The sequence below is a fragment of the Bradyrhizobium sp. B025 genome, from assembly GCF_042257955.1.
GTDB classification, from domain to species: Bacteria; Pseudomonadota; Alphaproteobacteria; order Rhizobiales; family Xanthobacteraceae; genus Bradyrhizobium; species Bradyrhizobium diazoefficiens.
This window is the reverse complement of the sequence record NZ_CP170150.1, coordinates 1740395-1764420: the sequence shown is the minus strand read 5'-3', so window position 1 is coordinate 1764420 and position 24026 is coordinate 1740395. Positions and strand designations below refer to the sequence as shown.

At 64.7% G+C, this 24026-nt stretch carries 22 protein-coding genes and 1 tRNA gene; 10 read left to right on the top strand and 13 right to left on the bottom strand.

Annotation, left to right across the window (positions count from 1 at the left end; genetic code table 11):
* Window positions 1–125 precede the first annotated feature (125 nt).
* Complete coding sequence (fdhD, locus tag ACE10W_RS08185; RefSeq protein ID WP_028174264.1) at window positions 126–1016, top strand: formate dehydrogenase accessory sulfurtransferase FdhD; 891 nt, start codon at window positions 126–128, stop codon at window positions 1014–1016.
* The gene (gene mobA, locus ACE10W_RS08180; protein WP_370205590.1) at window positions 997–1638 is read left to right on the top strand and encodes a molybdenum cofactor guanylyltransferase MobA; all 642 of its coding nucleotides are present in this window, start codon (window positions 997–999) and stop codon (window positions 1636–1638) included. The genes fdhD and mobA overlap by 20 nt, the downstream gene beginning before the upstream one ends.
* Here mobA and ACE10W_RS08175 read toward each other — a convergent pair.
* From ACE10W_RS08175 to ACE10W_RS08160, 4 genes are all read right to left on the bottom strand, one after another.
* Window positions 1571–1801, bottom strand: coding sequence for an FAD-dependent monooxygenase (locus tag ACE10W_RS08175; RefSeq protein ID WP_304553701.1), 231 nt, complete (start codon window positions 1799–1801; stop codon window positions 1571–1573). The two genes, mobA and ACE10W_RS08175, sit on opposite strands and share 68 nt — an antisense overlap.
* A 90-nt stretch (window positions 1802–1891) precedes the next feature.
* On the bottom strand, window positions 1892–3841 hold the full coding sequence (locus tag ACE10W_RS08170; protein WP_304551040.1) for a molybdopterin biosynthesis protein: 1950 nt from the start codon (window positions 3839–3841) through the stop codon (window positions 1892–1894).
* A gap of 13 nt (window positions 3842–3854) precedes the next feature.
* Entirely contained in the window at window positions 3855–4961 is a 1107-nt protein-coding gene (locus ACE10W_RS08165) for a molybdopterin-binding protein (RefSeq protein ID WP_304551039.1), read from the bottom strand.
* 54 nt (window positions 4962–5015) lie between these two features.
* Entirely contained in the window at window positions 5016–5849 is an 834-nt protein-coding gene (locus ACE10W_RS08160) for a substrate-binding domain-containing protein (RefSeq protein WP_304551038.1), read from the bottom strand.
* Here ACE10W_RS08160 and ACE10W_RS08155 point away from each other — a divergent pair.
* The 3 genes from ACE10W_RS08155 to ACE10W_RS08145 all read left to right on the top strand — a co-directional run bounded on the left by ACE10W_RS08155 (window position 5848) and on the right by ACE10W_RS08145 (window position 8381).
* On the top strand, window positions 5848–6183 hold the full coding sequence (locus ACE10W_RS08155) for a hypothetical protein (protein WP_304551036.1): 336 nt from the start codon (window positions 5848–5850) through the stop codon (window positions 6181–6183). The two genes, ACE10W_RS08160 and ACE10W_RS08155, sit on opposite strands and share 2 nt — an antisense overlap.
* Window positions 6161–7054: a helix-turn-helix transcriptional regulator gene (locus tag ACE10W_RS08150; RefSeq protein WP_038966578.1), complete on the top strand. Its 894-nt coding sequence runs from the start codon at window positions 6161–6163 to the stop codon at window positions 7052–7054. Before ACE10W_RS08155 ends, ACE10W_RS08150 begins: the two co-directional genes overlap by 23 nt.
* A gap of 97 nt (window positions 7055–7151) precedes the next feature.
* Entirely contained in the window at window positions 7152–8381 is a 1230-nt protein-coding gene (locus tag ACE10W_RS08145; protein ID WP_011085092.1) for an ABC transporter substrate-binding protein, read from the top strand.
* A 137-nt stretch (window positions 8382–8518) separates the two neighbouring features.
* Here the strand turns inward: ACE10W_RS08145 and ACE10W_RS08140 are convergent, their stop codons facing one another.
* A complete protein-coding gene (locus tag ACE10W_RS08140) occupies window positions 8519–9481 on the bottom strand; it encodes a TAXI family TRAP transporter solute-binding subunit (protein ID WP_161536184.1) in 963 nt (320 codons plus the stop codon).
* A gap of 107 nt (window positions 9482–9588) precedes the next feature.
* Here ACE10W_RS08140 and ACE10W_RS08135 point away from each other — a divergent pair, with 107 nt between their 5' ends.
* The gene (locus ACE10W_RS08135) at window positions 9589–10563 is read left to right on the top strand and encodes a tripartite tricarboxylate transporter substrate binding protein (protein ID WP_028174256.1); all 975 of its coding nucleotides are present in this window, start codon (window positions 9589–9591) and stop codon (window positions 10561–10563) included.
* Window positions 10564–10909: 346 nt separating this feature from the next.
* Window positions 10910–10985 (top strand) — tRNA-Ile (locus ACE10W_RS08130).
* A gap of 45 nt (window positions 10986–11030) precedes the next feature.
* Here ACE10W_RS08130 and ACE10W_RS08125 read toward each other — a convergent pair.
* The 4 genes from ACE10W_RS08125 to ACE10W_RS08110 all read right to left on the bottom strand — a co-directional run bounded on the left by ACE10W_RS08125 (window position 11031) and on the right by ACE10W_RS08110 (window position 16905).
* On the bottom strand, window positions 11031–12614 hold the full coding sequence (locus tag ACE10W_RS08125) for an adenylate/guanylate cyclase domain-containing protein (RefSeq protein ID WP_011085076.1): 1584 nt from the start codon (window positions 12612–12614) through the stop codon (window positions 11031–11033).
* On the bottom strand, window positions 12611–15034 hold the full coding sequence (locus ACE10W_RS08120; RefSeq protein WP_304551008.1) for a response regulator: 2424 nt from the start codon (window positions 15032–15034) through the stop codon (window positions 12611–12613). Before ACE10W_RS08120 ends, ACE10W_RS08125 begins: the two co-directional genes overlap by 4 nt.
* 95 nt (window positions 15035–15129) lie before the next feature.
* The gene (locus ACE10W_RS08115) at window positions 15130–16269 is read right to left on the bottom strand and encodes an FIST signal transduction protein (RefSeq protein ID WP_271555347.1); all 1140 of its coding nucleotides are present in this window, start codon (window positions 16267–16269) and stop codon (window positions 15130–15132) included.
* A 252-nt stretch (window positions 16270–16521) separates the two neighbouring features.
* Entirely contained in the window at window positions 16522–16905 is a 384-nt protein-coding gene (locus ACE10W_RS08110) for a response regulator (protein WP_011085073.1), read from the bottom strand.
* 798 nt (window positions 16906–17703) lie between these two features.
* Between ACE10W_RS08110 and ACE10W_RS08105 the strand changes: the two genes are divergently transcribed.
* From ACE10W_RS08105 to ACE10W_RS08095, 3 genes are all read left to right on the top strand, one after another.
* The gene (locus ACE10W_RS08105; protein ID WP_304550984.1) at window positions 17704–18165 is read left to right on the top strand and encodes a universal stress protein; all 462 of its coding nucleotides are present in this window, start codon (window positions 17704–17706) and stop codon (window positions 18163–18165) included.
* Between the two features lie 85 nt (window positions 18166–18250).
* Complete coding sequence (locus tag ACE10W_RS08100) at window positions 18251–18379, top strand: hypothetical protein (RefSeq protein ID WP_007600646.1); 129 nt, start codon at window positions 18251–18253, stop codon at window positions 18377–18379.
* Window positions 18380–18637: 258 nt separating this feature from the next.
* A complete protein-coding gene (locus ACE10W_RS08095; protein WP_304550979.1) occupies window positions 18638–19315 on the top strand; it encodes an RraA family protein in 678 nt (225 codons plus the stop codon).
* Window positions 19316–19334: 19 nt separating this feature from the next.
* Here ACE10W_RS08095 and ACE10W_RS08090 read toward each other — a convergent pair whose 3' ends face one another.
* Genes ACE10W_RS08090 through ACE10W_RS08075 form a run of 4 tightly spaced genes read right to left on the bottom strand, consistent with a single transcriptional unit; the run spans window position 19335 to window position 23946 of the window.
* Entirely contained in the window at window positions 19335–20309 is a 975-nt protein-coding gene (locus tag ACE10W_RS08090) for an amidohydrolase family protein (RefSeq protein ID WP_304550977.1), read from the bottom strand.
* Complete coding sequence (locus ACE10W_RS08085) at window positions 20306–21628, bottom strand: MFS transporter (RefSeq protein ID WP_304550975.1); 1323 nt, start codon at window positions 21626–21628, stop codon at window positions 20306–20308. Before ACE10W_RS08085 ends, ACE10W_RS08090 begins: the two co-directional genes overlap by 4 nt.
* Before the next feature lie 36 nt (window positions 21629–21664).
* Window positions 21665–22579, bottom strand: a complete 915-nt coding sequence (locus tag ACE10W_RS08080) for an NAD(P)-dependent oxidoreductase (RefSeq protein ID WP_304550973.1) — start codon at window positions 22577–22579, stop codon at window positions 21665–21667.
* Window positions 22580–22581: 2 nt separating this feature from the next.
* Complete coding sequence (locus tag ACE10W_RS08075) at window positions 22582–23946, bottom strand: MFS transporter (protein ID WP_304550971.1); 1365 nt, start codon at window positions 23944–23946, stop codon at window positions 22582–22584.
* Window positions 23947–24026: the final 80 nt, after the last annotated feature.

The following is a 24026-nucleotide window of genomic DNA, read 5'->3' as shown; positions in this document are numbered from 1 at the left end:
CAGACTGCCACCGCGGTATAGTTCTGGATTGCTTCGCCGCGCGCAATGACGGCGAGGCAGCATTTTCGCTTTCCGCCAGCATGCTTATATCGGCTTGACCCGAATGTCATGCTAACGTCGTGGCCATGATGAAGATCGACAAAGCCCCGGTGCCCCTGATCGTCCCCAACCCGGATGACCCGCGCCTGACCCAGAGCGTGACCGGGACCGACCAGACCGGCGCCAGGGTCGAGATCAAGGTGCCGATGGAGCGGCCGCTGACGCTCTACCTGAATTCCCAGGAGATCGTCACCATGATGACGATCGGCGACTATCCGGAATATCTGGCGCTGGGCTATCTGCTCAACCAGAACATGCTGAAATATAATGACGCGGTGACCGAGGTCGAATACGACGACGACCTCCAGGTCGTGGTCGTGCGCACCTCGCATCACACCAATTTCGAGGCCAAGCTGAAGAAGCGCACGCAGACCTCGGGCTGCGCGCAGGGCACCGCCTTCGGCGATCTGCTGGAAGCGGTCGAGAGCGTCGCGCTGCCGAAGGCGGAGCTGCGCACCTCCTGGCTCTACCAGATGACGCAGACCATCAACACCATGCCCTCGCTGTATCTGGAGGCCGGTGCGATCCACGGCTGCGTGCTGTGCAAGGAGGGCGAGCCGCTCTGCTACACCGAGGACGTCGGCCGCCACAACGCCGTGGACAAGATCGCGGGCTGGATGTACCGCCACGGCGTCGATGCCGGCGACAAGATCCTCTACACCACGGGACGTCTCACCTCGGAGATGGTGATCAAGACGGTACGCATGGGCATTCCGATCCTGGTGTCGCGCTCCGGCTTCACCGCGTGGGGCGTCGATCTCGCAAGACAGGTGGGCCTGACGCTGATCGGCCGCACCCGCGGCAAGCGCTTCATCGCGCTCGCTGGCGAGGAACGGATCGTCTACGACCAGAACCTTGCTTACGTCGAAGAGGAGTCGGCCAAGCACAAGCGCAAGGGTGAAGGTGGTGACGACTGAAACTCCGCTGACGCAAGGCGTGCTGCTCGCCGGCGGCCTCGCGCGACGCATGGGCGGCGGCGACAAGCCGATGCGCACCATCGGCGGACGCACCATCCTGGAGCGCGTGATCGCACGTCTTTCGCCCCAGTGCAGCGGACTGATCCTCAATGCGAACGGCGATCCCGCGCGCTTCGCCACATTCGGCCTGCAGGTGGTCGCCGACGACGTACCCGGCTTTCCCGGCCCGCTCGCCGGCATTCTCGCCGCGCTCGACTGGACCGCGGCGAACCGGCCGGGGATCGAATGGGTGCTCAGTGCCGCCGGCGACTGCCCGTTCCTGCCGCGCGATCTCGTCGCGCGCCTGCATGAAGCCCGTGAGCGGGAGAGCGCGCAGCTCGCGGTCGCCGCATCGGGCGACCAGACGCATCCGGTGATCGGGCTGTGGCGCGTGGCCTTGCGCGACGAATTGCGCCACGCCCTGGTCGTCGAGGACCTGCGCAAGATCGACCGCTGGACCGCACGCTATCCGCTCGCGACGGTGACGTGGCCGGTCGAGCCGCTCGATCCGTTCTTCAACGCCAATACGGTCGAGGACATCGCCGAGGCCGAGCGGCTCGCGGCGCTGGATGACGCGGCCTAGCCTCGCGCATCCGCGCCTCCGGCCCCAGCGCGCGCAACACCTTCATGGCATTGCAGCCGATCTGGATGCCGGCGCCGATGCGGGCAAATTGGGAGGCCTGCTCGTAGACCATCACATTGATGCCGACGCGCCGGAGCGCCGCGGCGGTCGCAAGCCCGCCCATGCCGGCACCGACGATCGCGACCGAAAGCGGCCTTGCCATCGCGTCCCCCAACCTGTCGCACGGCTTGAAGGCCGCGTCGTCGTCTATCATCTACGCCGGCCGGAAGCCCGCTCGCTCCAGTGCCGTACGTGCCTCGCCCGAGCCAAGTGCGTCGAGAAAGGCCTGTACCGCCGGACGCTGCTTGCGCGCCGTCACCAACGCAAAGTCATAATGCTCTTCCGCGAGCGGAATGAAACCGAGACCGACCGCATGGGCGACCGGCGCAATGGTCATGCCCCAGTCGGCGCGTTGCTGCGCGACGGCGGCGGCAACGGCGTTGTGCGAGCGCGGCTGGTTCCAATAGCCTTCGGGGCGCGCACCGCCGAGCAGCCGGTCGATCAGGATACGCGTGCCGGCGCCCTGGTTGCGGTTGACCATGATGCAGGCGGGATCCGTGAGCGCGGCGGCAACGGCGTCCTTTGCGCTGAGGCCCTCGAAGCGCTTGTCGCCCTTGCGGAACACGATGCCCTGCATCCGCCGCCAGCCCGGCACGAGCTCGAGCCCTTCGACCAAATAAGGCGTGTTGTAGGTCTCGCTTCTGTCGTCGAACAGATGGATCGGCGCGAGATCGCACTCGCCCCTTTTGGCTGCCGCAAGCCCGCCGAGGCTGCCGACCGCGATCGAGCGCACTGTGAGGCCCGCATGCGCGAGCTGTGCGGTGACGAGGTCGAGGCCGGTGCAATGGCTGCCGACGATGACGAGATCCGGCACGCGCACATGCGGCGTGAACAGCGTCACCTCGGCCTCGGTCCCCGCGGGCATCTGATCGGCGAGCGCATCGATGCGCAGGAAGCCGTCGGCCTGCGCGAAGGAGGTGATCGCACCGGAGCCCTTGCCGGAGGGATAGGCGATCAGGCCGCCCCTGCCCTCGACCAGCGAGACCATGACGAATTCGGTGCGGCCGAGCTCGGAGGCAATGCGCACCGGCACGGTCGCGCTGACCTTGGCATCGGAGCGCGGCGGCAGGCCGGCCATCCTGCGCAGCACCGGCACGATCATGTCGTGGAAGGTGAACATCGCCGAGGTCGGAAAGCCCGGCAGGATCACGACCGGCTTGCCGTCGCAGACCGCGAGGCACAGCGGCTTGCCGGGCTTGAGCGCCACGCCATGCGCGACGACGCCGGGCTGGCCGAGCCGGCTGATGATGCGGTGGGACAGGTCGCCCGCGCCTTTCGACGTGCCGCCGGAGAGCACCAGCATGTCGGCGTCCGGCAGCGCGCGGCGCATGGCGGATTCGAGCTTCGCTTCGTCGTCGGGAATGGCACCGAGGAAGATTGCCTCGCCGCCATTCTCGTCGATCGCGGCCGCGACGATCGCGCCGTTGGTGTCGTGGATCTCCGCGGGCGCAAGCACCTCGCCGGGCTGAACCAGTTCGTCGCCGGTCGAGATCACGGCGACCCGCGGCTTGCGCGCGACGGCCACCTCGGCAATGCCGCAGGCCGCCAGCATCCCGATCTCGCGTGAGCCGACGAGCGTGCCGGCGCGCAGCAGCGCTTCGCCGCGTGCGATGTCGGAGCCCGCATAGGAGACGAACTGCCCGGGAGACGCGGCACGGCGGACATCGACCGCATCCGGGCCGGCAGGCTGGGTGTGCTCGACCATGACGACAGCGTCGGCGCCGCGCGGCAGCGGGCCGCCGGTGGCGATCGGCGTTGCGGTGCCTGTGGCAACTTGCATCCTCGGCGCGGTGCCGCAGTGGATGGTCTCGCCGTTCAACGCAAGGCGGACAGGCGCACCTTCGCCGGCCGCGGCGAGGTCCGCCGAGCGGACGGCAAAGCCGTCGACATTGGAACGGTCGAACGGCGGGACGTCGATCGGGGCGGTGACGTCTTCGGCGAGCGCCGTGCCGAGCGTATCGGCAAGCTTGCGCGTTTCGCTCGGAATCGCGCGGGGAAACAGCGCCGCCTCGAAACGAGCCATCGCCTCCTCACGCGAGAGGATCTTGAGGAACTGCTCCTGTTCGAGCGCGCTGCGGTCTTGCGATTGCGGGATCATCGTCATGCCGGAACCCATATCACTCCCGCATCAGATAGGCATCGACGGATGCGCCCGCTGCAAATCCCTCGTGGCTGGCGGGTATGATCAGCCATGCATCCGCACGGGCAATGGCCTGGAACGGCCACTCCCCCACTGCAAGCGGCATCCAGGCATGATGGTCCTCGGCCAGCAGTGCGATTTCGGCAATGCCGACACTGGACGCGATCTTGCGCGCGAGCGGCCGTGTCACGTGCCGGCGCAGCTGCCGTGCCGACAAACGATCGACGAGCGGAAGCACGAGCGCGAGCCAGGCTGCGAGCGCATGATCCGGCGAGCCGGGCAAGGCAACGACGGGAACTTTTTCGAGCCGCCCGACCGCGGCGGTGCGGCCGGGCTGAAGTGCAATGCCATGGGCGATCACGTCACCGCGCCGGGCCAGCGCCGCGACAGCGGCATCCCGGCGGCCGACGCCGCTGCCGCCGACAATCAGCAGCAGGTCGCAAGAGGAAGCATCGAGCGCATCTGCAATCGATGCGCCATCGCGCGCGGCGGCCTCGAACGCCTTCACATCCAGTCCCGCGGTGCGCGCGATCCCGGCAATCATATGCGCCGTCGTCGTCGTATCAGGCACATTGACGATGCGCAACCGCGGCCGCCGCACGCTCAGCCTGTCCACCGCCGCGACGCCGGCGAGCATCAGCGCGGCCGGACCGACCGGATATCCTTCTGTGCCGGCAAGCGTGCGAACGGCGATGTCGCTTCCGGCGCGGCGGACACCCTGCCCCGGCACGCCCTCCGCCAGCACCTGCGCGAGCGGTCCAGACATCTCGACGGCGTCGGCATCGAGCACACAGTCGCATCCCGCCGGCATCGCGTCGCCGGCATCGACCCAGACCGGCGCCGTCGCCAGAGGCGACGGCGAATAGGCGGACGCACCGACGAGATCATTGGCGCGCAACGCCCACCCGTCCATGCCGGCAATGTCGTGCGGCGGATAGGCCGCAAGCAGCGGAGCGTCCGCCGCGATACAGCCGATCGCTTCAGTCAGCGGCAACGCAACAGGTGCGATCGGTTCAACGTCTCGCAGCAACGCGGCAAGCGCGGTGTCGAGCGGCGTCAGCGATGGCGGCAGGCGCTGGGTCATGCGCCATGATGGACCATGCAACGCTCCGTTTGGCAACCGCCGGAGATGCAGATGTCAGCCGGCCGACTTGTCCGCATTCGGAAAGAACAGCTGCTGCCCGTCGACCCTGTAGCCGGCGATCGCCGCCTGCCCGTCCGGCGAGATCAGCCAGTCGATGAAGGTCTGCCCCAGCTCCTTCTTCACGCTCGGAAACTTCTCGGGGTTGACCAACATCACGCCGTATTGGTTGAGCAGCCGCTTGTCGCCCTCGACGATGATGTCGAGATCGCCGCGCTCCTTGAAGGCGATCCAGCTGCCGCGGTCCGACAGCACATAGGCATTTGCGGCGCGCGCAGCTTCGAGCGCCGCGCCCATGCCCTCCTTGGCCTCGCGGTACCAGGCGCCTTTGGCAGCGGCGATGTCGATGCCGGCGACGATCCAGAGCGCGAGCTCCGCGGCGTGGGTGCCGGAGCGATCGCCGCGCGTCACGAACGGCGCGCCCCTGGCCTCGATCGCCTTGAGTGCGGTCGCGATGTCCTTGCCCTTCACGCCGGCAGGATCGCTCTTCGGCCCGATCAGCACGTAGTCGTTGTACATCACGTCAAAGCGCTTCACGGCAAAACCTTCGGCGACGAACTTTTCCTCCTGTGGCCGCGCATGCATCAGCACGACGTCCGCATCACCCTTGCGCGCCTCGTTGAGCACCTCGTCGGCGCGCTGCGCGATCACCCTCACCTCGATGCCGGTCCTGTCACGGAAAATCGGCAGCAGATGATCGAGCAGGCCCGAATCCTGCGTCGCTGTGGTGGAGGCCAGGACGATGGCGCGGTCCTCCGCGAACGACGCTGCGATGTCCGCGGTCAGGCCGCAGAGAAGCGCGAGTGCAACGGACAGGCGGCGAAAGGCCATGAGCTGGTTCCCATTGGATACGGCCACGATCATGAGGATCGATTGCGCCGCACTCGTGACGCATTTGCCCCTCGCGTGCTACCGTTCGGGAAATTCCGGCAATTGCAGCCGATTGCAATCGCGCGCGCGACAGCAACGCCCGCACCATGTGAGCGCTTCAGGATCGTTCACCAAAGCGGAAGAGGCGACCGCGGATGTGTTGCAAAGCAACGAGATGATCGGGCATGGTTCCCGCGGACCGAAAATGAACTGCAGAATTCCACCTGCGACGAAAGTCCAAAAAGAAGCAAGAATTTGCATAGGAATGCAGGATGGAATTCCTGACGACCAGTGAAGCCGCTGACTATCTCCGACTTGGCGAACGCAAGCTCTACGAACTCGTCACCACCGGCGCGATCCCCTGTAGCAAGGTGACCGGGAAGTGGCTCTTCCCGCGGCACGAACTCGATCTCTGGGTGCTGTCCGGACTGGCGCGCCCTGCGGGCATGCTGGCCACGGAGCCGCCACCCGTCGTGGGCGGGAGCCAGGACGAGCTCCTGGACTGGAGCCTGCGCGAATCCGGCTCCGGCCTGGGATCGATGAGCGAGGGAAGCGCGCGCGGGCTCGAGCGCCTGCAGCGCGACGAGGTGACGGCTGTCGCAGTGCACTTCCACGGCCTGGATGCCTCCGGCAATCTTGCCTCCGACGCCAATGTGACGGCGCTGCGAGACGCTCCGGACCTGCATGACGCGCTGCTGGTCGCATTCGCGCGCCGCGAGCAGGGTCTCGTGCTGCCGCCGGGCAATCCGAAGCGATTGCGCGGTCTCGCCGACGTGCTCGCGCTCGGCGCCAGGATGGCGATGCGACAACAGGGCACAGGCGCGCAGATGCTGCTCGACGTGCTCCTGAAGCGCGCCGACGCCACCACCCGCGATTTGCGCCGGGTGGAGACGCCGGCCCTCACCGGGCCGGATCTTGCCGAAATGGTCCGCGCCGGCCAGGCCGATTGCGGGGTGGCGACACGCGCGGCTGCGCGCTCGGCCGGCCTCGATTTCGTGCCGCTGGTCTGGGAAAATCTCGATCTGGCGATGCGGCAGCGCAGCTATTTCCGCCCCACCATGCAGGCCCTGATCCGGTTCCTGAGCGAAAGAAGGCTGCGCCAGCGCGCCGAGGAGCTGACCGGCTACGACCCCTCGCCGGCGGGGCAGATCCGCTTCGCCGCCTGACATTGACGCCCGCCCCCAAATAGTTGCAAAAGAAACCAATTCAGCCGGGCATACCCGGGCAACACCGGCCAACGAGCCGGATCAGGGGAGGACAAGCGTGAATCCAGCAAGATTTGGACTGCCGGTCGCGGCCGGCTTTGCAGCGACGTTCTTGGCGGCAGCACTGCTGCCGGGCGCCGCAATGGCGCAGGTTTCCGACAACGTCGTCAAGATCGGCGTGCTCACCGACATGAACGGTCCCGCTTCCGCGCCGACCGGCCAGGGCTCGGTGACGGCGGCGCAGATGGCGATCGACGATTTCGGCGGCACCGTGCTCGGCAAGCCGATCAGCATCGTGATCGGCGACCATCAGCTCAAGGCCGATATCGGCGGCGCCATCGCGCGGCGCTGGTACGACGTCGACCAGGTCGATCTGATCGTCGACGTGCCGGTCTCGGCGGTCGGGCTTGCGGTGCAGAACATCGCCAACGAGAAGAAGCGGCTGTTCATCACGCACTCCACCGGCACCGCCGATTTCCACGGCAAGTTCTGCTCTCCTTACGCGATCCAGTGGGTGTTCGACACCCGCGCGCTCGCGGTCGGCACCGCGGATGCTGTGGTCAAGCGCGGCGGCGACAGCTGGTTCTTCATCACCGACGACTACGCCTTCGGCCATTCGCTGGAGCGCGACGCCTCCAGCGTCGTCACCGCCAATGGCGGCAAGGTGCTGGGCTCGGTGAAGCCGCCGCTGGCAACGCCCGACCTCTCATCGTTCGTGCTGCAGGCGCAGGCCTCCAAGGCCAAGATCATCGGCATTGCCGCCGGTCCCCCCAACAACATGAACGAGATCAAGACCGGCTCGGAGTTCGGCGTGTTCAAGGGCGGCCAGCAGATGGCGGCGCTGCTGGCGCTGATCACCGACATTCACGGCCTCGGGCTGCAGGCAGCCCAGGGCCTGTTGCTGACCACCTCGTTCTACTGGGACATGGACGACAAGACGCGCGAATGGTCGAAGCGCTATTTCGCCAAGATGAACAAGATGCCGTCGATGTGGCAGGCCGGCGTCTATTCGAGCGTGATGCACTATCTCAACGCCGTCAAGGAGACCGGCACCGACGATCCGCTGAAGGTGGCGGCGAAGATGCGGGAAAAACCGATCGAGGATTTCTTCGCCCGCAACGGCAAGCTGCGCGAGGACAATCTGATGGTGCACGACCTCTGGCTGGTGCAGGTGAAGACGCCGGAGGAAAGCAAATATCCGTGGGACTATTACAAGATCCTCACGACCATCTCGGGCGACAAGGCGTTCGGGCCGCCGGACCCGGCGTGTGCGATGGTGAAGAAGTGACGATCGCTTAAAGCGATCGTCATTCCGGGGCGGTGCAAAGCACCGAACTACGGTGCGCAATTGCGCACCTGAGAATCTCGAGATTCCGGGTTCGCGCTTTGCGCGCCCCGGAATGACGGCCGCTTAGGGAGCGACCGTCATTTCACCACGCCGATCTCACGGAAGTACTTCATCACGCCCGGATGAATCAGCTCCGGCTTCGGCGCGGCCGCGACGGTGTTCGCCGCGGTCGTCTCGCAGGCCTGTGCGAGCTTCTTGCAGAACGTCGCCTCCACGCCATGCAGCGTCTTCGCCAGCCGGTAGGCGACATCGTCGGGCAGATCCTCGCGCGTGAGGACAAAACTCCACGAACCGAGCGAGGCGATCGGCTCGGCCTGCTTCGGGTAGCTGCCGGCCGGCACGATCATCGGCTTCAGGAACGAATGCCTGGCGCGGATGCGCGTGACCTCTTCCGCGCTGGGCGCGATGAAGCGCGCGCCTGATGCGCTCGATGCCACCGCGGCAAAGCCGGGCCAGCCGATGCCGGCGCCCCAGAGCGCTGCGACGCGGCCGTCCTCGACCATCGCGGGGCCGTCGCCGGCGCGGTCGAGATAGACGGCCTTGAAGTCCTCGTCCTGCCTCAACCCGAGGCCATCGAGCACGTAGCGCGCCAGGATCGGCAGGCCCGAGCCCTTGGCGCCGAACGCAACGGGCTGGCCGACGAGATCGCGGATGGTCCTGTACGGACTGTCCGCGCGCACCACGAACATGCCGGGGTTGGAATAGATCGCGGTGAGGATCTTCAGCCGAACTGGCGCGCGGCCGATGCCGGCGAAGGCCTCGTAGGCCGGCTCGCCCGCGACCAAGGCGAGATCGAGCTCGCCCTTCTCCAACAGCGGAATGTTCTCGTTGCTGCCCTTGGTGTTGCGGGGTGCGATGGTGATTTGCGGATCGGCCGCGTTCATCACCTCCGCGAAGGCGTTGCCGTAGAGCGGGAAGCCGCCGCCGGGCGTTGCGGTGCCGAGGCTGAGTGTCGTGGTCGGAATGGCCGTGCCTCCGGTTTGAGCAGCAGCGGGGCTTAAGAGCAGCGCCGCGGCGAGAAGGATGATCGCGAATCTCATGGTCGTTCCCGGCGGACCTGCGTCAACACCGACTTGCGACGATGTAGGCAGCGGCCCGATTTTGTGAAAGCATGCAGCCCAACGACAATAATGCAACGGGAGGCGTCATGTTGCGAATTTTGCGTAACTATGTTTTCGGGCTGGTTTTTCTCTTAAGTCTTTTCAGCGCCGCACCTCCCGCCTCCGCCGCATATCCCGACCGCCCCGTGCACTGGATGATCGGCTTCGCCGCCGGCGGCCCGGTCGACATCGTGGCGCGGATCATGGCGCAGTGGCTGTCGGACCATCTCGGCCAGCAATTCATCGTCGAGAACCGCGCCGGCTCCGGCGGCAACATCGCCGCCGCCGCCGCGATCAACGCAGCCCCCGACGGCTACACGCTGCTGTTCGTCGCGCCCAACAACGCGATCTCGACCTCGCTCTACAAGAAGCTGCCTTACGACTTCCTGCGCGACACCGTGCCGGTCGCCAGCATCATGCAGCTCACCAACATGCTGGTGGTCTCCAACGCGATGCCGGTGAAGACGGTTCAGGAGTTCATCGACTACTGCAAGGCCAATCCCGGCAAGATCTCCTTTGCCTCGTCCGGCAACGGCACCTCGGTGCACATGTCGGCCGAGCTGTTCAAGGTGATGACCAAGTGCGACATGGTGCACGTGCCCTATCGCGGCTCAGCCATCGCCTTCCCCGACATCATCTCCAACAAGGTGCAGCTGATCTTCGACAATCTGCCGTCCGCGCTGGAGCAGGCGAAGGGCGGCAATGTCCGCGCGCTCGGCGTGACCTCGCCGCAGCGTTGGCCAATCGTGCCCGACGTGCCCGCGATCGCCGAGACCGTGCCGGGATTCGAATCGGTCGGCTTCTACGGCATCTCCGCGCCGAAGGGCACGCCGCCCGACGTGGTCGAGATCCTCAACAAGGCCGTCGGCGAGGCACTGAAGGACCCCAAGCTGGTGGCCCGCCTCGCGGAGACCGGCGGCATCCCCAAGCCGATGACGCCGGCCGAGTTCGGCAAGCTGGTCGCGGACGAGACCGAGAAGTGGCGCAAGGTGGTGGAGTTCGCCGGGGTTTCGGTGGATTAGACAACGATCTGCGGCGAGCTTGCAGCTCGCCGGCAAGACATTGGAGGGGCCCCAGGAAGGCCCCTCCCATCGAAACATCGAAAACAACCCCATGCACAGTAGAAAGATCAAGCGATCACAAGGGGTTACAAAATCCAGGAAAACGAGCCTAGGCGGGGCTGGTTTGACCCGTCGGGCAAAACAGGATTATAAGGGCATCATCGCCAATTTCGGTATTTTAGAACTCGCAGGCATTGCTGCGCCGGCGTTTCCATCGACCGGGGCCGGCATTGCACCCTCGCCTCCAGCCTTGTAAACGAACCGCGCACCGTTGCCGGCCGCGTAGTCCCGCGGCCGTCTCGCGGCGGGGCCTGTAGCTCAATGGTTAGAGCCGGCCGCTCATAACGGTCTGGTTGCAGGTTCGAGTCCTGCCGGGCCCACCACGCTTCGCCCTTCGTCGGACTACGCGTGGCGCAGCCACGCCGAACCTAAATCCGGCTCAAGAAAAAAGTCTCCAATTTGCCCTTGCCCTTCACGTCAATGCTGCCGCGCGGCTCCAGCGCGAAGCGACCGACGAGGTGGCGGGCGATATCCCGGGACACATGGATTCGATTGGGCAGAGAGTAGGCCTCGAGCCGGCTGGCGACATTTACGGTATCGCCCCACACGTCGTAGATGAAGCGGTGTGCGCCGATGATGCCGGCAACCACGGGGCCCGAATGTATGCCGATCCGGATTTGCAACGGCCAGCCGAAATGGCTGTTGACGCGTCCCAGTCGATCGATCATGCCAAGTGCCATTTTCGCGATCGCTGCGATCGCATCGGGGTTCGGATCGGGCAAACCGGCGACGGCCATGTAGGCGTCGCCGATGGTCTTGATCTTCTCGACACCGAGCTCACGGGCAAGCGCGTCGAATTCCGAGAACAACCGGTTCAAGTACTCGACCATCGCTGCAGGCGTGACCCGTGACGAATGCTCGGTGAAGCCCACCAGATCGGCGAACAGAACGCTCACACCCTCGAAGCGGTCGGCAATCATGGCTTCGCCGTGGTTCAGACGGCCAATCACCTGTCTTGGCAGGATTGTCAGCAGCAGCCGCTCAAACTTGGCGGTCTCCTCCTCGATGCGGCGAAGATACTTCTGCTCGCGGTCGCGCCAGCGCTTCTTGTGCAAGCAAGCATTGATCCGCGCGCGCAGCAGGATCGGATCAAACGGCTTCGGCAGATAGTCCTCGGCCCCGGCCTCGATGCAGCGGACGGCGCTCTCGGTCTCCGCCAAGGCCGTGATCATGATCACCGGAATGCGGCGCAGCCGCTCATCCGCCTTCATGCGCACCAGCACATCAAGCCCGTTGATATCGGGCATCATCAAATCGAGCAGGACGAGGTCGAACTCATCGTTGGCAAGCGCCTGCAGCGCCTGCTGGCCGCCGGCCACCGAAGAGACGCGATGGCCGTCGCGGGTCAGTCGGCGCGACAGGAGGTCGCGATTGGCCTCGATATCGTCCACGACGAGAATAGAACCGGTTTCGGTGGCAGCATACTGCCGGACCGGCCCGAGGCTGCGCATCAGGTCGCTAACCATGACCGCGCCGGTCTGATCGGGAGCCAAGCTCGTCTCCTCGACATCAACCGAGAATCGCACGATGCGATCGAGGCGCAGCAACAGGTCGGTGGCCGCAGCCAGCAGGCGATCGAAATCCGCCCTCAGGGAGTCGCTTGAGAAACTGGCTGCATCCTCGCGCAGCATCTCACCATAGCCCTTGATCGCGTTGAGCGGCGTGCGCAGCTCGTGACGAAGATCCTGTTCTTGCGTGGTGGCCGCTGAGCCGGGCGGGCTCTTGGCGCGATCGCCGTCCATCAGCCGGTCGACCTTGCCGGCGAGATCCCGGGCTGCGCCGAGGATACGGTTCATATCGGGGAGGATGTCCAAGCGCCCGTTCCGGGACGCCTCTTCGTGCAGGATCTCTGCGTAGCCGAGCAAGGCGTTGACCGGGGACTGCAGTTCCTGGCGAAGATGGGCAAGCTGAATGCGCCAAGCGCGCGCGCTGTCGGTGTCAATGATACTCATGGCCGATCCGCGCGCGCGCGCCGGGCGTGCAGGGGTACCAGCTCGTCAAGCGCCGCCAGCACGGCCTTGCCGCTGTATTCGCCCTTGTGCACCAAATGCTGTACCTGGCCGTTGAGGCGCGAGCGATCCTCAACGGTCAGCGTCTTTGCGGTGACGACGATGACCGGGATGCTCCGCCAGCGGGACTCGGCTCGCACCCGTGCGATGAACTCGAACCCGTCCATCTCCGGCATCATCAGATCGAGCAGAATTGCATCGGGTGAAGCCTCATTCAAACGCTCAAGACCAATCCGACCATTCTCTGCTTGCGTCACCATGCAATCGATCTGCCGCAAGGCGCGCCCCATCAGCTCGCTGGCCGACGCGTCATCCTCGACTATCAGCACGTGTCGCAGCGCGCCCCTTGGGCAGCACTTTTCCACCGCGCTGACCAGTCTGTCGCGATCAATCGGCTTGACCAGGTAATCGGCGGCACCGAGCGAGAAGCCAATGCCCTGGTTGTCGACGATCGTGACCATGATCACAGGAATTTCCGCGAGTACCGCATCTTCTTTCATGGCGCTGAGCACGGCCCAGCCATCCATCTGCGGCATCAGAGCGTCGAGCGTGACGACATCGGGGTGCAGCGTGCGGGCGAGTTGCATCGCCTCCTCGCCATTGGCAGCCAGGCGAACGGCGTAACCGCCGCGCTGCAGGTGTCGGCGCAGCAGCTCACGCGCATTGGGATCATCGTCGACCACGAGAACGATCGGCGCATGCTCGGGCTCGGCAGCCTGCGGACCCTCGGAACGCTTGTCTGCCGCCGAGACTGTAGTGTCCGATGCAGCGCGTGTTACCGCCGGCAGACGAACTACAAACGCCGTCCCCTTGCCGGCTTCGCTCGTCAGCGTCACGTCGCCACCCATCAGCCGGCAGAAGCTCTTGGTGATGGCGAGGCCCAGCCCCGTACCACCATAGACGCGGGTCGTCGAGTCGTCCGCCTGAGTAAAGGCCTCGAACACCTTGGCCTGCTGATCCGGCGTCATGCCGATGCCGGTATCGCGCACCTGGAACTCGATCCATTCGCCAGCCGCATTCGTGTCACGCAGCGCGGTCAGCGTTATCGTCCCGTTTCGCGTGAACTTGCAGGCATTGCTGAGAAGGTTGAACAGGGTCTGCCGCACCTTGGTCAGATCGCTGTGGATCGTGCCGATCTCGTCAGCACAGTTCGCCACCAGAGCGTTGCCGGTCTTCTTGGCCAGCGGGGTGACGGTCGCCGCGACGCTATCGATCATGGGGCGGAGCTCGAAGGTCTCGAGATAGAGCGTCATCTTGCCAGCCTCGATCTTGGAAAGATCGAGGATGTTGTCGATCAGGCCGAGCAGATGCTTGCCGGCATCCTGAATCTTGCGCAGGTCCGCCATCTCCGATTCGCGGCCGGCGCTCTGGGCGTCCTCGAACAGGATCTCGCTGTAACCGATGATCGCGTTCAAGGGTGTGCGCAGTTCATGACTCATGTTGGCTACGAAGTCCGACTTCGCGCGTGTCGCCTGCTCGCTCGCCCAGATCGCCTTGTGCAGCTCGCCTTCCATGCGCTTGCGGTCGCTGATGTCGGCGAGGCCGTTGATCATCGCCGGGCGCCCTTCGAACTCGACGCGCTGAGAAGCTATGAGCGCCCAGAACTCCTCGCCTCCAACCCGCTTGAGCAGCATCTCCATGCCCTCCACATGGCCGTGCTCGGTGAGCGCGCCGATGAAGCGCTCGCGATGTTGCGGGTCTGCGTAGAGGGTTTTCGCTTGCAGGCCCAGGGCAGACGAACCTTCGAGCTCGAACATCTCGCTGAAGCGCCGATTGGCATACCGGATGATCCCGTCATCAAAGGTTACGATCGCCACCGCCATAGGCGCGGCCTCGGCGATGACGCGCAGCCGCTGTTCGCTCTCTTGGATCGCCTGCTCCGCCTTCTTCACGTCGGTGATGTCGGTGTAGGTCGCCACGGTGCCGCCGTCGTCGGTTTTGCGCTCGTTGATCTGGATCCAGCGCCCGTCGGAGCGGCGTTGCACATGCGTGCCCTTGGGATCGCGATGCTGAGCGAGGCGTTGCTCGATCCAGGCTTCGACGCGCCCCTCCGCGTCGCGGATCTCGCCGCTCGCGGTCGCGTTGCGGAGGATTGTCTCGAACGATACGCCCTGATTCACGACATTGATGCTGGCGGTGCCGTGCATGTCCCGGTACCGCCGATTGTATATAACCAGCTTGTCGTCGGCATCGTAGAGCGAGAAACCCTCGGAGATGCTCTCGATCGCGTCGACCAGCCGGCGCTGCGCCTCTGTTGCCTTGTCGCGTGCCTCCGACAGCTCCTTCGAGCTCAGCTCTTGCGAGCGCTCGACCATCGCCCGATCGCTATCGAAATCGGTGTATGCGGAATCGACGGCCGCCACGAAAGACTGCAACGCAGCCGGTACTTCGCCCTCCAGACCGAGGTGCTTTCTGAGCTGGCGTCGTAGCAGCCTGTGCATCTGTGCCCTGTGACCGTTCAGTCCTCGGCGAAAGTTGTAATTGTCATGGTTTGATTGTGAAGGCGGCAGTCGCCGCCATGCATGAAGGGGCAAAGCTCGCCGTACGAGTAGAACCCGGAAATCTTCGCATCCGCCCCGAAGACATTTCGAATTGCTTCGATTTCTTCCTCGGTGCGCTGCTTCATCACGAGCTTACGACCGACGCAGCTCACCAGAATTGCAAGGTCCGGTCGCCTGCCGCCGAGCCCGCTGAGACTGGCGTTGGCGGCAGCGGTCGCGCCGTCGACCAGATCGTCGACATTGGTCTTCATCAACTGCGCCGTTCCGCCCTGTGGGATGTCGCCCGCGAACGTCATTGACTTTTTCTGCTCGTCCACAGACAGGACGGTTCGGACGACACCCTGGCCGCCCTTTGCCTCGGTAACCAGGATGGGAAAAAGCAAGGCAGAGCTTGGCAACTGGTCGGCGTGGGGGCCCAGGTACGATTTATAGAGATCGAGCGCCGAACGCTCATCCAGCTCATAGAGGATGTTGCCTTCGGCCCGTGTGATGGTGCGCAGGGGCCCAAATGCCTGCCAGCCGCCCATCGATCCGTAGCCAATGCGCAAATCGTCGCCATACAGACCGACCGCCGCCACGCGCTGAGGGCCAGCGCCACCGTCGGCAATGACCCAAGTCTCGGCGAAGTTGGTTCCATCTCCGGAAAGGCCGCCAGTGATCGACACGCCTTCCGAGACGCCGCTCGCGAGACCGCGCGCCAGGTCGGAGCCGTTGACGTGCAAGCCGTCCGAAAGCACGAACACGTGGCGCAACGAGGCGTCGTTCAACTGCTGCGCGAGCTCCTTGCCGACGTTGTAGCTTGCCTTTGCGTCACCAATCGTAGCGGAGGCGAACCGCAGTCGCGTATGTTCGAAGTCGACAAGGGTGGCACTCACAGAGTCGTCGACGACCACGTCGCCGAGAATCTCGCCGGAAGTCGAGCAACCAAGCATGGCGGCCCCTTTGAAGTGGTCGCGCAACTCGCCCACGAGGCTGCCTGCCTGCACCAACGACCTAGCACCGAAAACGAACACGACACTCTGACGTCCGACTTCGCCAGTTGGCAAATTCGGCCGCCACCCGTCACTTTTGGACCACTCGTACTGCGCTGTTTTCATGAGTCGTCTCCATCACAAAGACAAACTCTCCGCCCCGATCGGGCCTCTGCCCCGGTCAGGACGTCCGCCTGAGCAGGGTAGCTGATCGCCGGTGCCGGCGATGAATTCGCAGGACTGCACCCACCGCCTGGCCAGAGTCCATCCCATCTGGAGCGCGGCGAGCGGCCATTTTGTGTGTTCTTACGCCGGCCGCAATATGGCGACGACAACCTCCTGAAGCCGTGTAGCTAGCTCGTCATCTGTCCTGAATTTCTAGCTCCTCCATTGTCCCGTAGCTGCGAGCAGCGTCTCGATCTTGCCCAACAGCCTCTGCAGCTCGATCGGTTTTGTGTCGTAGTCGTCACAGCCGGCCTTGAGGGCCTTGTCCCGGTCGGTCGCCATGGCGTGCGCCGTGAGCGCGATGATAGGGATCTTGCGCAGTTCGGGCGTCGCCTTGATCTGGCGCGTCGCCTCCCAACCGTCGATCACCGGCAGGCTCATGTCCATCAAAATGAGATCTGGCCTGTCGCTCGTCGCGATCGCGACGCCGCGCGCTCCGTCCTCGGCAATGATGACCTCGTACCCACCGCGCACGAGGCGTCGCGAGAGCATATCGCGGTTCATCTCGTTGTCTTCGACCAGCAGGATCTTGGGCATCGCACCGCCTCGAGCCGGACTGTGAGTACCGCTTGCCGAGACTTCCAAATAGACGCCTGAAGAACAATTTAGCACCCAAGCCTACCTGTCGCATCACAAAAAATGGCGAGCAGTGGCGCCGACATTGAATTGAGGCGGGACGCGTGATCTGGGGCTGCGCCGACAGGTAGCTAACCACCTCTGCCACAAGGACGGCCGTGAGCCGGCGTTGCAGATGGTTGATGCGGGGTCGCTTTCCCTTGTCCGCAAGGCGAGGTCGACAGCGCTCCGTACCGCGACGCAGGTCTTGCTGCTCGCTTACGGAGATCGACGCAATCGCCGTTCCCACCAACCACCACGCGCACCGCACCAGTTTCGCACCAGAAACGACCGCGCCAAAATGCAACGAACGCGATCCAACCCGAACAACGGCACAGCAAGATCAACGAAGCTGCACCATATCCCGCCGCTCATAACGGTCTGGTTGCAGGTTCGAGTCCTGCCGGGCCCACCAGCCTTCGCTCGCTTCGCGAGCTTCGGCTCGGCGAGCCAGCGCCACACATCCAAGGCGAAGCGAGTGAGGCTGCCGCGCCGAAGCCCAAAGGGCGAAGGCGGGTATCTGAACCCTGCGGGCTACGCGTGGCGCAGCGGCGCGGAGAACAAGAGGCAAACCGTGGGCTCCCGCCGCTTCGCGGGTTCGAAGGCTCATGAATCTAACGCACGACCCGTGCTGGTTGTCACCGCGGCAATGGACCCGCGGCGCGTATCGGACCATATTAGCCGGGCATCACTTTGTTCTACGAGCAAGGGAGCCACTGAATGTACGCCAACATTCTCTTGAGCACAGATGGATCGGACGTCGCGAGAAAAGGCGTTGAGCATGGCATTGCCTTGGCGAAGGCCTTGAACGCCAGGTTGACAATCATCACCGTGACGGAAGCGATGCCGGTTGACTATGGGGGCGGACACGACTCGGGATGGATTCCGACGCGGGACGAGATTGACAGCTTTAACGCGGCCTGCAAGGCCCGTGCGGGCAAAGTGCTTGATGACGCCCGCGCCATGTCGGAGCAGATCGGTGCGCCTGCAGAATTTTTGCACGTTCCGAATGCGCACCCGGCGACTGCGATCATTGAAACGGCGAAGTCCAGGGGCTGCGATCTGATCGTCATGGCCTCTCATGGACGACGCGGCCTCAGAAAGCTGTTTTTGGGCAGCCAGACATCCGAGGTCCTGGTGGACGGAAGCATTCCGGTGCTGGTGGTGCCGAAGCCGGCATAGATGACCGTGCGGGGTTGACCCGGCGACGCTCGGCTGTTCCGCTGAGCACCCGGACAAGACCGCTCTCTCGCGGCAGGAGAATTTCATGACCAGTGAAAAAGGCCCGAACATCAAGAAGAAGCAGAAATGCAAAAACTGTGAAGGCAAAGGTTTGCTCAAGAAGGGCGACAAGGTGGTGAAGTGCCAGCGCTGCAAGGGCACGGGCGTGCGGTGATGTTGAGCTGATGACCTCTCCAATACCAAGGTAAGAGCCGCTAGCTGCCCACCAGTACGTCAACCGATTATCGGACTTTCGTTTCGCTGCCGCTGTGTCGGCAACCTGCCGCGGCGCCGCAGAGGCGTCCCGCGCCATGTTCGACCGCGAGCATAGGAGGAACTCCGACGCGAGGTGGATCGCCTTGCGTCAACGCCCGTCTTTCTGATAATGAAACGTCGTTCTAAAATATAGTCGCCTTCGAGTGGAGGAACACCGATGTCTGCCGGATTTCGAGTCTTGCCGCGGAAACGAAAGGTCGGCGAAGACGTCGTCGCAGGCTTTGCCCGCCTGCCCGTCGCGAATGTGAGCGACAGCATGTCCCGTCTGACGGCAGCCGGCGCCCGGCTTCGTCCCATGCACCAGGGTGGCGGGCTCGCGGGCCCCGCACTGACGGTGAAGGCACCTCCCGGTGACAATCTGATGGTGCACAAGGCGATCGCGCTCGCCGAGCCCGGCGACATCATCGTGGTCGATGCCGGCGGCGATCTGACCAACGCTATCATCGGCGAGATGATGCTGATGCAAATGGCCAGGCGAGGCGTGGCCGGCGTGGTCATCAACGGCGCGATCCGCGACGCGGGTCATATTCGGGGCCAGAAGCTCCCGGTTTTCGCGGCCGGAGTCACGCACCGCGGCCCCTACAAGAACGGGCCTGGAGAGATCAATGTGCCGATCGCGATCGACGGGATGGTGATCGAGCCGGGTGACCTCATCATTGGCGACGACGACGGCCTGCTCTGCGTGCCGTTCGACCAGACGGGCGCGGTGTTCAAGGCCGCAACGGCGAAGTTCGAGGCCGAGCAGAAGCAGATCGCCAACATCGAGGCCGGCACGCACGATGCCTCCTGGGTGAACCGGCAATTGCGCGAGCTGAAGTGCGAAGGCATCGACTGAGACGCCTGTCGCCTGGTGGCTAGAAGCCGAACAGCTCGGCGGGATTTTCGACCAGGATGCGCCGGCGCGTAGGTTCGTCCGGCGCCCAGTCCGCGAGGAGATCGAGCAGCTGGGCGTCATCCGGCTTGGTCCCGCGCTGGGTGGGATGCGGCCAGTCCGTGCCCCACAGGATGCGCTCCGGCGCTGCGTGCACGCAGGCACGCGCAACCTCGCCGGAGTCGGCATAGGGCGGCCCGAGCTTACTGTCCTCATAGGGCTCGGTCACCTTCACCCAGGTGCGGCCGCCATCCAGCATGCGGCGTATCGCGGCGAATGCCGGATGCTTGACGCCCTCCGGCTGAGGGATACGGCCGAGGTGGTCGATGACCACCCTGGTGGGAAGCGACCGGATCACGCTCTCATGGGTGGCGATCTGATCGCCCGTCATCAGGATCTGCACGTGCCAGCCGAGCGGATTCACCCGCGCTGCGAGCGTGGTCAGCATCTGCGGCGTCGTCGTGCCCCAGGTCTGCGGAGAAACGAAATTGACGCGGATGGCACGAACGCCGGCATCGGCAAGCGCCCGCAGCTCCGCATCCTTGACATCCGTGTCAACGACGGCAACCCCTCGCGACGAGGCACCCAGCTGGCCCAGCGCGTCCACAAGACACCGGTTGTCGATCCCATATGTCGACGGCTGGACCACCACGCTGCTCGTGGTGCCGAGCCGCCGCTGCAGCAGCCGATAGTCGGCGACCGTTGCGCCCGGCGGAAAGCCCTGGCGCCAATGCGGCGAGACGGGAAAACGCCCGTCATAGATGTGATGATGACAGTCACACGCGCCCGCCGGCGCATCCAGGCGTGGAGCCGCCGACCCGGTGCTGTTGGGCACCGCCTGCTCCACCCCGGCAGCCATCGCGCCCGCAGCCAAGGCGCCTGTGCTGCAAGCCAGCATGCCCATGACAACGCCGCGTCGCGTGATGGCGCGCTGCGGTCCTCTGATGCGTGCGCTCATGGCTTCACCGCCGCCATTTCCGCCGCGCGCGCGACGTTGCGTCCAAGCACGAGGACGCAGGCTGCGGCCACGGCACACAGCAGCGCAAGCGGCAACATCCCGAGCACGAAGCTGCCTGTCCGCTCCTTGACGACTCCGACGACGTTCACCATCAGGCCGCCGCCGATCAGGTTGGAAATCGCGTTGATCCCGGCGAGCCCCGCCGCGAGCGTGCTCGCCGAAAGCCAGCTTGCCGAAAGTGCCCAGAACGGTCCCTTGAAGGCATATGCGCCGACCAGGCAGAACGTCACCATGACGATGGTCGGCGCAACCGCAGTCCCGGTCATGCCCAGTGCCGCAAAACCACCTGCTGCGAACAAGAGCGGGATCGCCGTGTGCCAGCGGCGCTCGCCCGTCCTGTCCGAATGGCGGCCCCACAGCACCATGAGCACGGTCGCGATGCCGTACGGGATCGCATTGACAAAGCCGGTCTGCAGGTTGGAGAGGCCGAACGACTTCAGCAACTGCGGTTGCCAGACCGACAGCACGCTGCCCGTGGCGGAGGCGCCGGAGCAGACCAGGGCCATGACAAGAAAATGCTTGTTGGTGGCGAGCTGCCAGAGCGTGAGATGCCCGACCGGCTTGCGCGCGGCGGCCTCCGCCTCCATGCGCCGGGTCAGCCATTCCCGCTGTTCCACGGTCAGCCAGGAGGCCTGCGCGGGCTTGTCGGTCAGGACGAACAGGCACGCAAGACCCAGCAGAACCGTCGGCAGCCCTTCCAGAATGAACAGCCACTGCCAGCCGCGCAGACCGAGCGCGCCGTCGAGTTCAAGCAGGCCGACCGAAAGCGGCGAGCCCAGGAACGTGGCGAGCGGAATCGAAACCGTGAACGTCGCCAGGATGCGCGCCCGATACTGCGACGGCAGCCAATAGGTCAGATAGAGGATGGCGCCGGGAAAGAAGCCGGCCTCGGCCGCACCGAGAATGAAGCGCATCGCATAGAGCGAGTACGGCCCGACGACGAACGCCATGCACGCGGTCACCAATCCCCAGGTAATCATGATGCGCGCGATCCAGCGCCGGGCGCCGACCTTTTGCAGAGCGAGGTTACTGGGCACCTCGACGAGGAAGTAGGAGACGAAGAACAGGCTGGCGGCGAAGCCGAACATCGCCGGCGTCAGCCCCAGATCCTTGTTCATCTGTAGCGCTGCGAAGCCGACGTTGACGCGGTCGAGCAACGCGAAGAAGTAGCAGATCATCAGGAACGGCACGAGGCGCAGGATAACCCTGCGCATCGTCACCTTTTCGATCTGGTCGATTTCCGTTCGGGCGGCCGTCACGTTTCTCTCCCTGTTGTCTTCCCGGCGGGCTTGGCCTTATTCGGCCGCCTTCGCCCCGGCCTGCGTCCTGGCCACGATCGCGTCGATGGCGATCTTGTAGTTTTCGGGAACGACGCCCTTGAAATGCTCCTTCAGACCCAGGCTGTCCTTCCAGCGGAGCCGCGCCGCCGTGGCGCGCGCCATCAGCGGCTCGATTCCGGCATCCTCGACCGCCTCGGCGGCCATCTCGACCTCTTCGGTGCGCCGCTTGGCATGGATGACGCCGGAGGGCGTCAGGCTCTCGACGGTGTCCATGAACGGACGCGTGAGCGTCTTCGACGCCGAGGCCAGTACGGTTTCGTCCAGACCGTAGGACCGGGCCGCCAACAGCGTCTCGTCGATCAGCGCCTCGATGCCCTTGATCAGGACGGAGCGAAGGATCTTGATGCCCGAAGCCGTGCCGAGCTTCTCGCCTGCGAATGCGATGCTCATGCCCCAGGGCACGAGCAGATCGACGACGCGCTGCCCGGCGGGACCACTCGACATCATGTGCATCGAATAGCCGTGCTTGGGCGTCCCCATGATGGAGCCGTCACCGAGCGTGGCGCCCGTCCTGGCAAGCCGCTCGGCCACGCCGTACTTCACCTTCGGAGTGGCGGAGGCGAAGTCGAGGAAGGTGTGGCGGCCATCGAGCACGGGTGCAAACGCATCCGCGCTCTCGAGCGACGCGGAGCCCGGCGTGACGCTGAAGATCAGCTCCGCGGCATCGGCCAATTCCTTGTTGGACTTGACCAGCGTGACGCCTGCCGCCTTGGCGCGGCTCTGGATCAAATCGGCGTATGGTCCGTCGAAGGCGTACTTGTCGTAGCAGAAGATCTGCTGCAGTCCGGCCTCGCGCAGCCCTTTTCCCAGCGTGCTGCCGATCTCGCCATAGCCGACCAGACCGAGGCGGAATTGCTGCTTTTCGCTCATCTTCAGATTCCTTTCGAGAGGCTTGCGATCGGGCCGGTATGGCGGTCAGTCGCCCCGCCCGGTCGCTGGAGACTGGCACCAACCACGCGGATCAGGATGGCGGCCAAGGTGAGAAATGCGGCCACCGAGATCAGGGCCCATGAGAAGCTGTCGGTCGACTGCCGGATCATGCCGATGAGATAGGGACCAACGAAGCCGCCGAGATTGCCGATTGAGACGATCATCGCGAGGCCGCCGGCGGCAGCGCTGCCGGTGAGGAAGCTCGACGGGATCGGCCAGAAAGTGGACTGGTAACACATGATCCCGATTACGGCGCCGCAGAGCGCGACGATCGAGATCAGCGCGGACGATGTTGCATAGCCGCAGACAATCAGTGACGCTGCGCCCACGAGCAGCGCGGATGCCACGAACCAGCTTCGTTCCCCGCCCCTGTCCGACAGGCGAGCCCACAGCATCATCGTGACGGCGCCGCAGATGTAGGGAATTGCCGCGATAAAGCCGACGGCAACGACACTGAAGCCGAGGCCCTTGATGATTTGCGGCATCCACAGGCCAAGCCCGACGGAGCCGATGATGGCGCAGAAGTTGACGGCGGCGCAGACAAGGACCCGCCAATTGACGAAGGCGTCCCTGAGCCGCGATGAGTGCCTGGCGGCGATGGCCTGACGCTCCGCCGCCAGCACCTCCGCGAGCCAGCTCCGCTCCTCGGGGCTCAGCCACTTGGCCTGCTCGGGCTTGTCGGTGAGCGTGAAGAAGCACACGAAGCCAAGCAGCGTGGCCGGCAGGCCTTCCAGGATCAGAAGCCACTGCCAACCATGCAAGCCGCCCAAGCCGTCGAGCGTCAGCAGCGAACTCGAGATCGGGGCGCCCACGATGTTCGCGATCGGAATGCCGAGCAGGAACGCCGCAGTCGCCGTGCCCCGGACGCGCGCCGGAAACCAGTATGTGAAATAGAGGAATACGCCCGGCGTGAAGCCGGCTTCGCCGAGGCCGAGCAGGAAGCGCATGACGCCGAAGCTGACGGGACCGACCACGAATGCCGTTGCGGCCGAGATCAGGCCCCAGGTGATCAGGATGCGCGCGATCCACTTACGGGCGCCGATCGCCTGCAAGGCAAGGTTGCTCGGCACTTCTGCGAGGAAATAGCCGAAGAAGAACAGCCCCGCGCTCCAGCCGAATTCATACGGAGAGATGCCGAGATCGCGGTTCATCGTCAGACTGGCGATGCCGACGTTCACCCGATCGAGATAAGCGACGATGTAGCAGAGCAGCAGGAACGGCACGATCCGCCACAGCAACTTCGAGAGGATTTTCTCCTGCTCGGGTGTGAAGCCGGCGCCGACCGACGCGGCAGAGACACTTGCCATTGTTCCCTCCGAGACCGGCCGTTGTTTCCCGGCCATGACGCGCCATAGCAAAAATAGAACGACGTTGCAATTTATAATGA

Excerpts from the sequence above, each read along its gene's own strand:
- fdhD (WP_028174264.1), top strand. The coding sequence starts at position 126 with ATGATGAAGATCGACAAAGCCCCGGTGCCCCTGATCGTCCCCAACCCG.
- ACE10W_RS08175 (WP_304553701.1), bottom strand. The coding sequence starts at position 1,801 with ATGGGCGGGCTTGCGACCGCCGCGGCGCTCCGGCGCGTCGGCATCAAT.
- ACE10W_RS08170 (WP_304551040.1), bottom strand. The coding sequence starts at position 3,841 with ATGACGATGATCCCGCAATCGCAAGACCGCAGCGCGCTCGAACAGGAG.
- ACE10W_RS08165 (WP_304551039.1), bottom strand. The coding sequence starts at position 4,961 with ATGACCCAGCGCCTGCCGCCATCGCTGACGCCGCTCGACACCGCGCTT.
- ACE10W_RS08155 (WP_304551036.1), top strand. The coding sequence starts at position 5,848 with ATGAGCTGGTTCCCATTGGATACGGCCACGATCATGAGGATCGATTGC.
- ACE10W_RS08160 (WP_304551038.1), bottom strand. The coding sequence starts at position 5,849 with ATGGCCTTTCGCCGCCTGTCCGTTGCACTCGCGCTTCTCTGCGGCCTG.
- ACE10W_RS08150 (WP_038966578.1), top strand. The coding sequence starts at position 6,161 with ATGGAATTCCTGACGACCAGTGAAGCCGCTGACTATCTCCGACTTGGC.
- ACE10W_RS08140 (WP_161536184.1), bottom strand. The coding sequence starts at position 9,481 with ATGAGATTCGCGATCATCCTTCTCGCCGCGGCGCTGCTCTTAAGCCCC.
- ACE10W_RS08135 (WP_028174256.1), top strand. The coding sequence starts at position 9,589 with ATGTTGCGAATTTTGCGTAACTATGTTTTCGGGCTGGTTTTTCTCTTA.
- ACE10W_RS08125 (WP_011085076.1), bottom strand. The coding sequence starts at position 12,614 with ATGAGTATCATTGACACCGACAGCGCGCGCGCTTGGCGCATTCAGCTT.
- ACE10W_RS08115 (WP_271555347.1), bottom strand. The coding sequence starts at position 16,269 with ATGAAAACAGCGCAGTACGAGTGGTCCAAAAGTGACGGGTGGCGGCCG.
- ACE10W_RS08110 (WP_011085073.1), bottom strand. The coding sequence starts at position 16,905 with ATGCCCAAGATCCTGCTGGTCGAAGACAACGAGATGAACCGCGATATG.
- ACE10W_RS08105 (WP_304550984.1), top strand. The coding sequence starts at position 17,704 with ATGTACGCCAACATTCTCTTGAGCACAGATGGATCGGACGTCGCGAGA.
- ACE10W_RS08100 (WP_007600646.1), top strand. The coding sequence starts at position 18,251 with ATGACCAGTGAAAAAGGCCCGAACATCAAGAAGAAGCAGAAATGCAAA.
- ACE10W_RS08095 (WP_304550979.1), top strand. The coding sequence starts at position 18,638 with ATGTCTGCCGGATTTCGAGTCTTGCCGCGGAAACGAAAGGTCGGCGAA.
- ACE10W_RS08090 (WP_304550977.1), bottom strand. The coding sequence starts at position 20,309 with ATGAGCGCACGCATCAGAGGACCGCAGCGCGCCATCACGCGACGCGGC.
- ACE10W_RS08080 (WP_304550973.1), bottom strand. The coding sequence starts at position 22,579 with ATGAGCGAAAAGCAGCAATTCCGCCTCGGTCTGGTCGGCTATGGCGAG.
- ACE10W_RS08075 (WP_304550971.1), bottom strand. The coding sequence starts at position 23,946 with ATGGCAAGTGTCTCTGCCGCGTCGGTCGGCGCCGGCTTCACACCCGAG.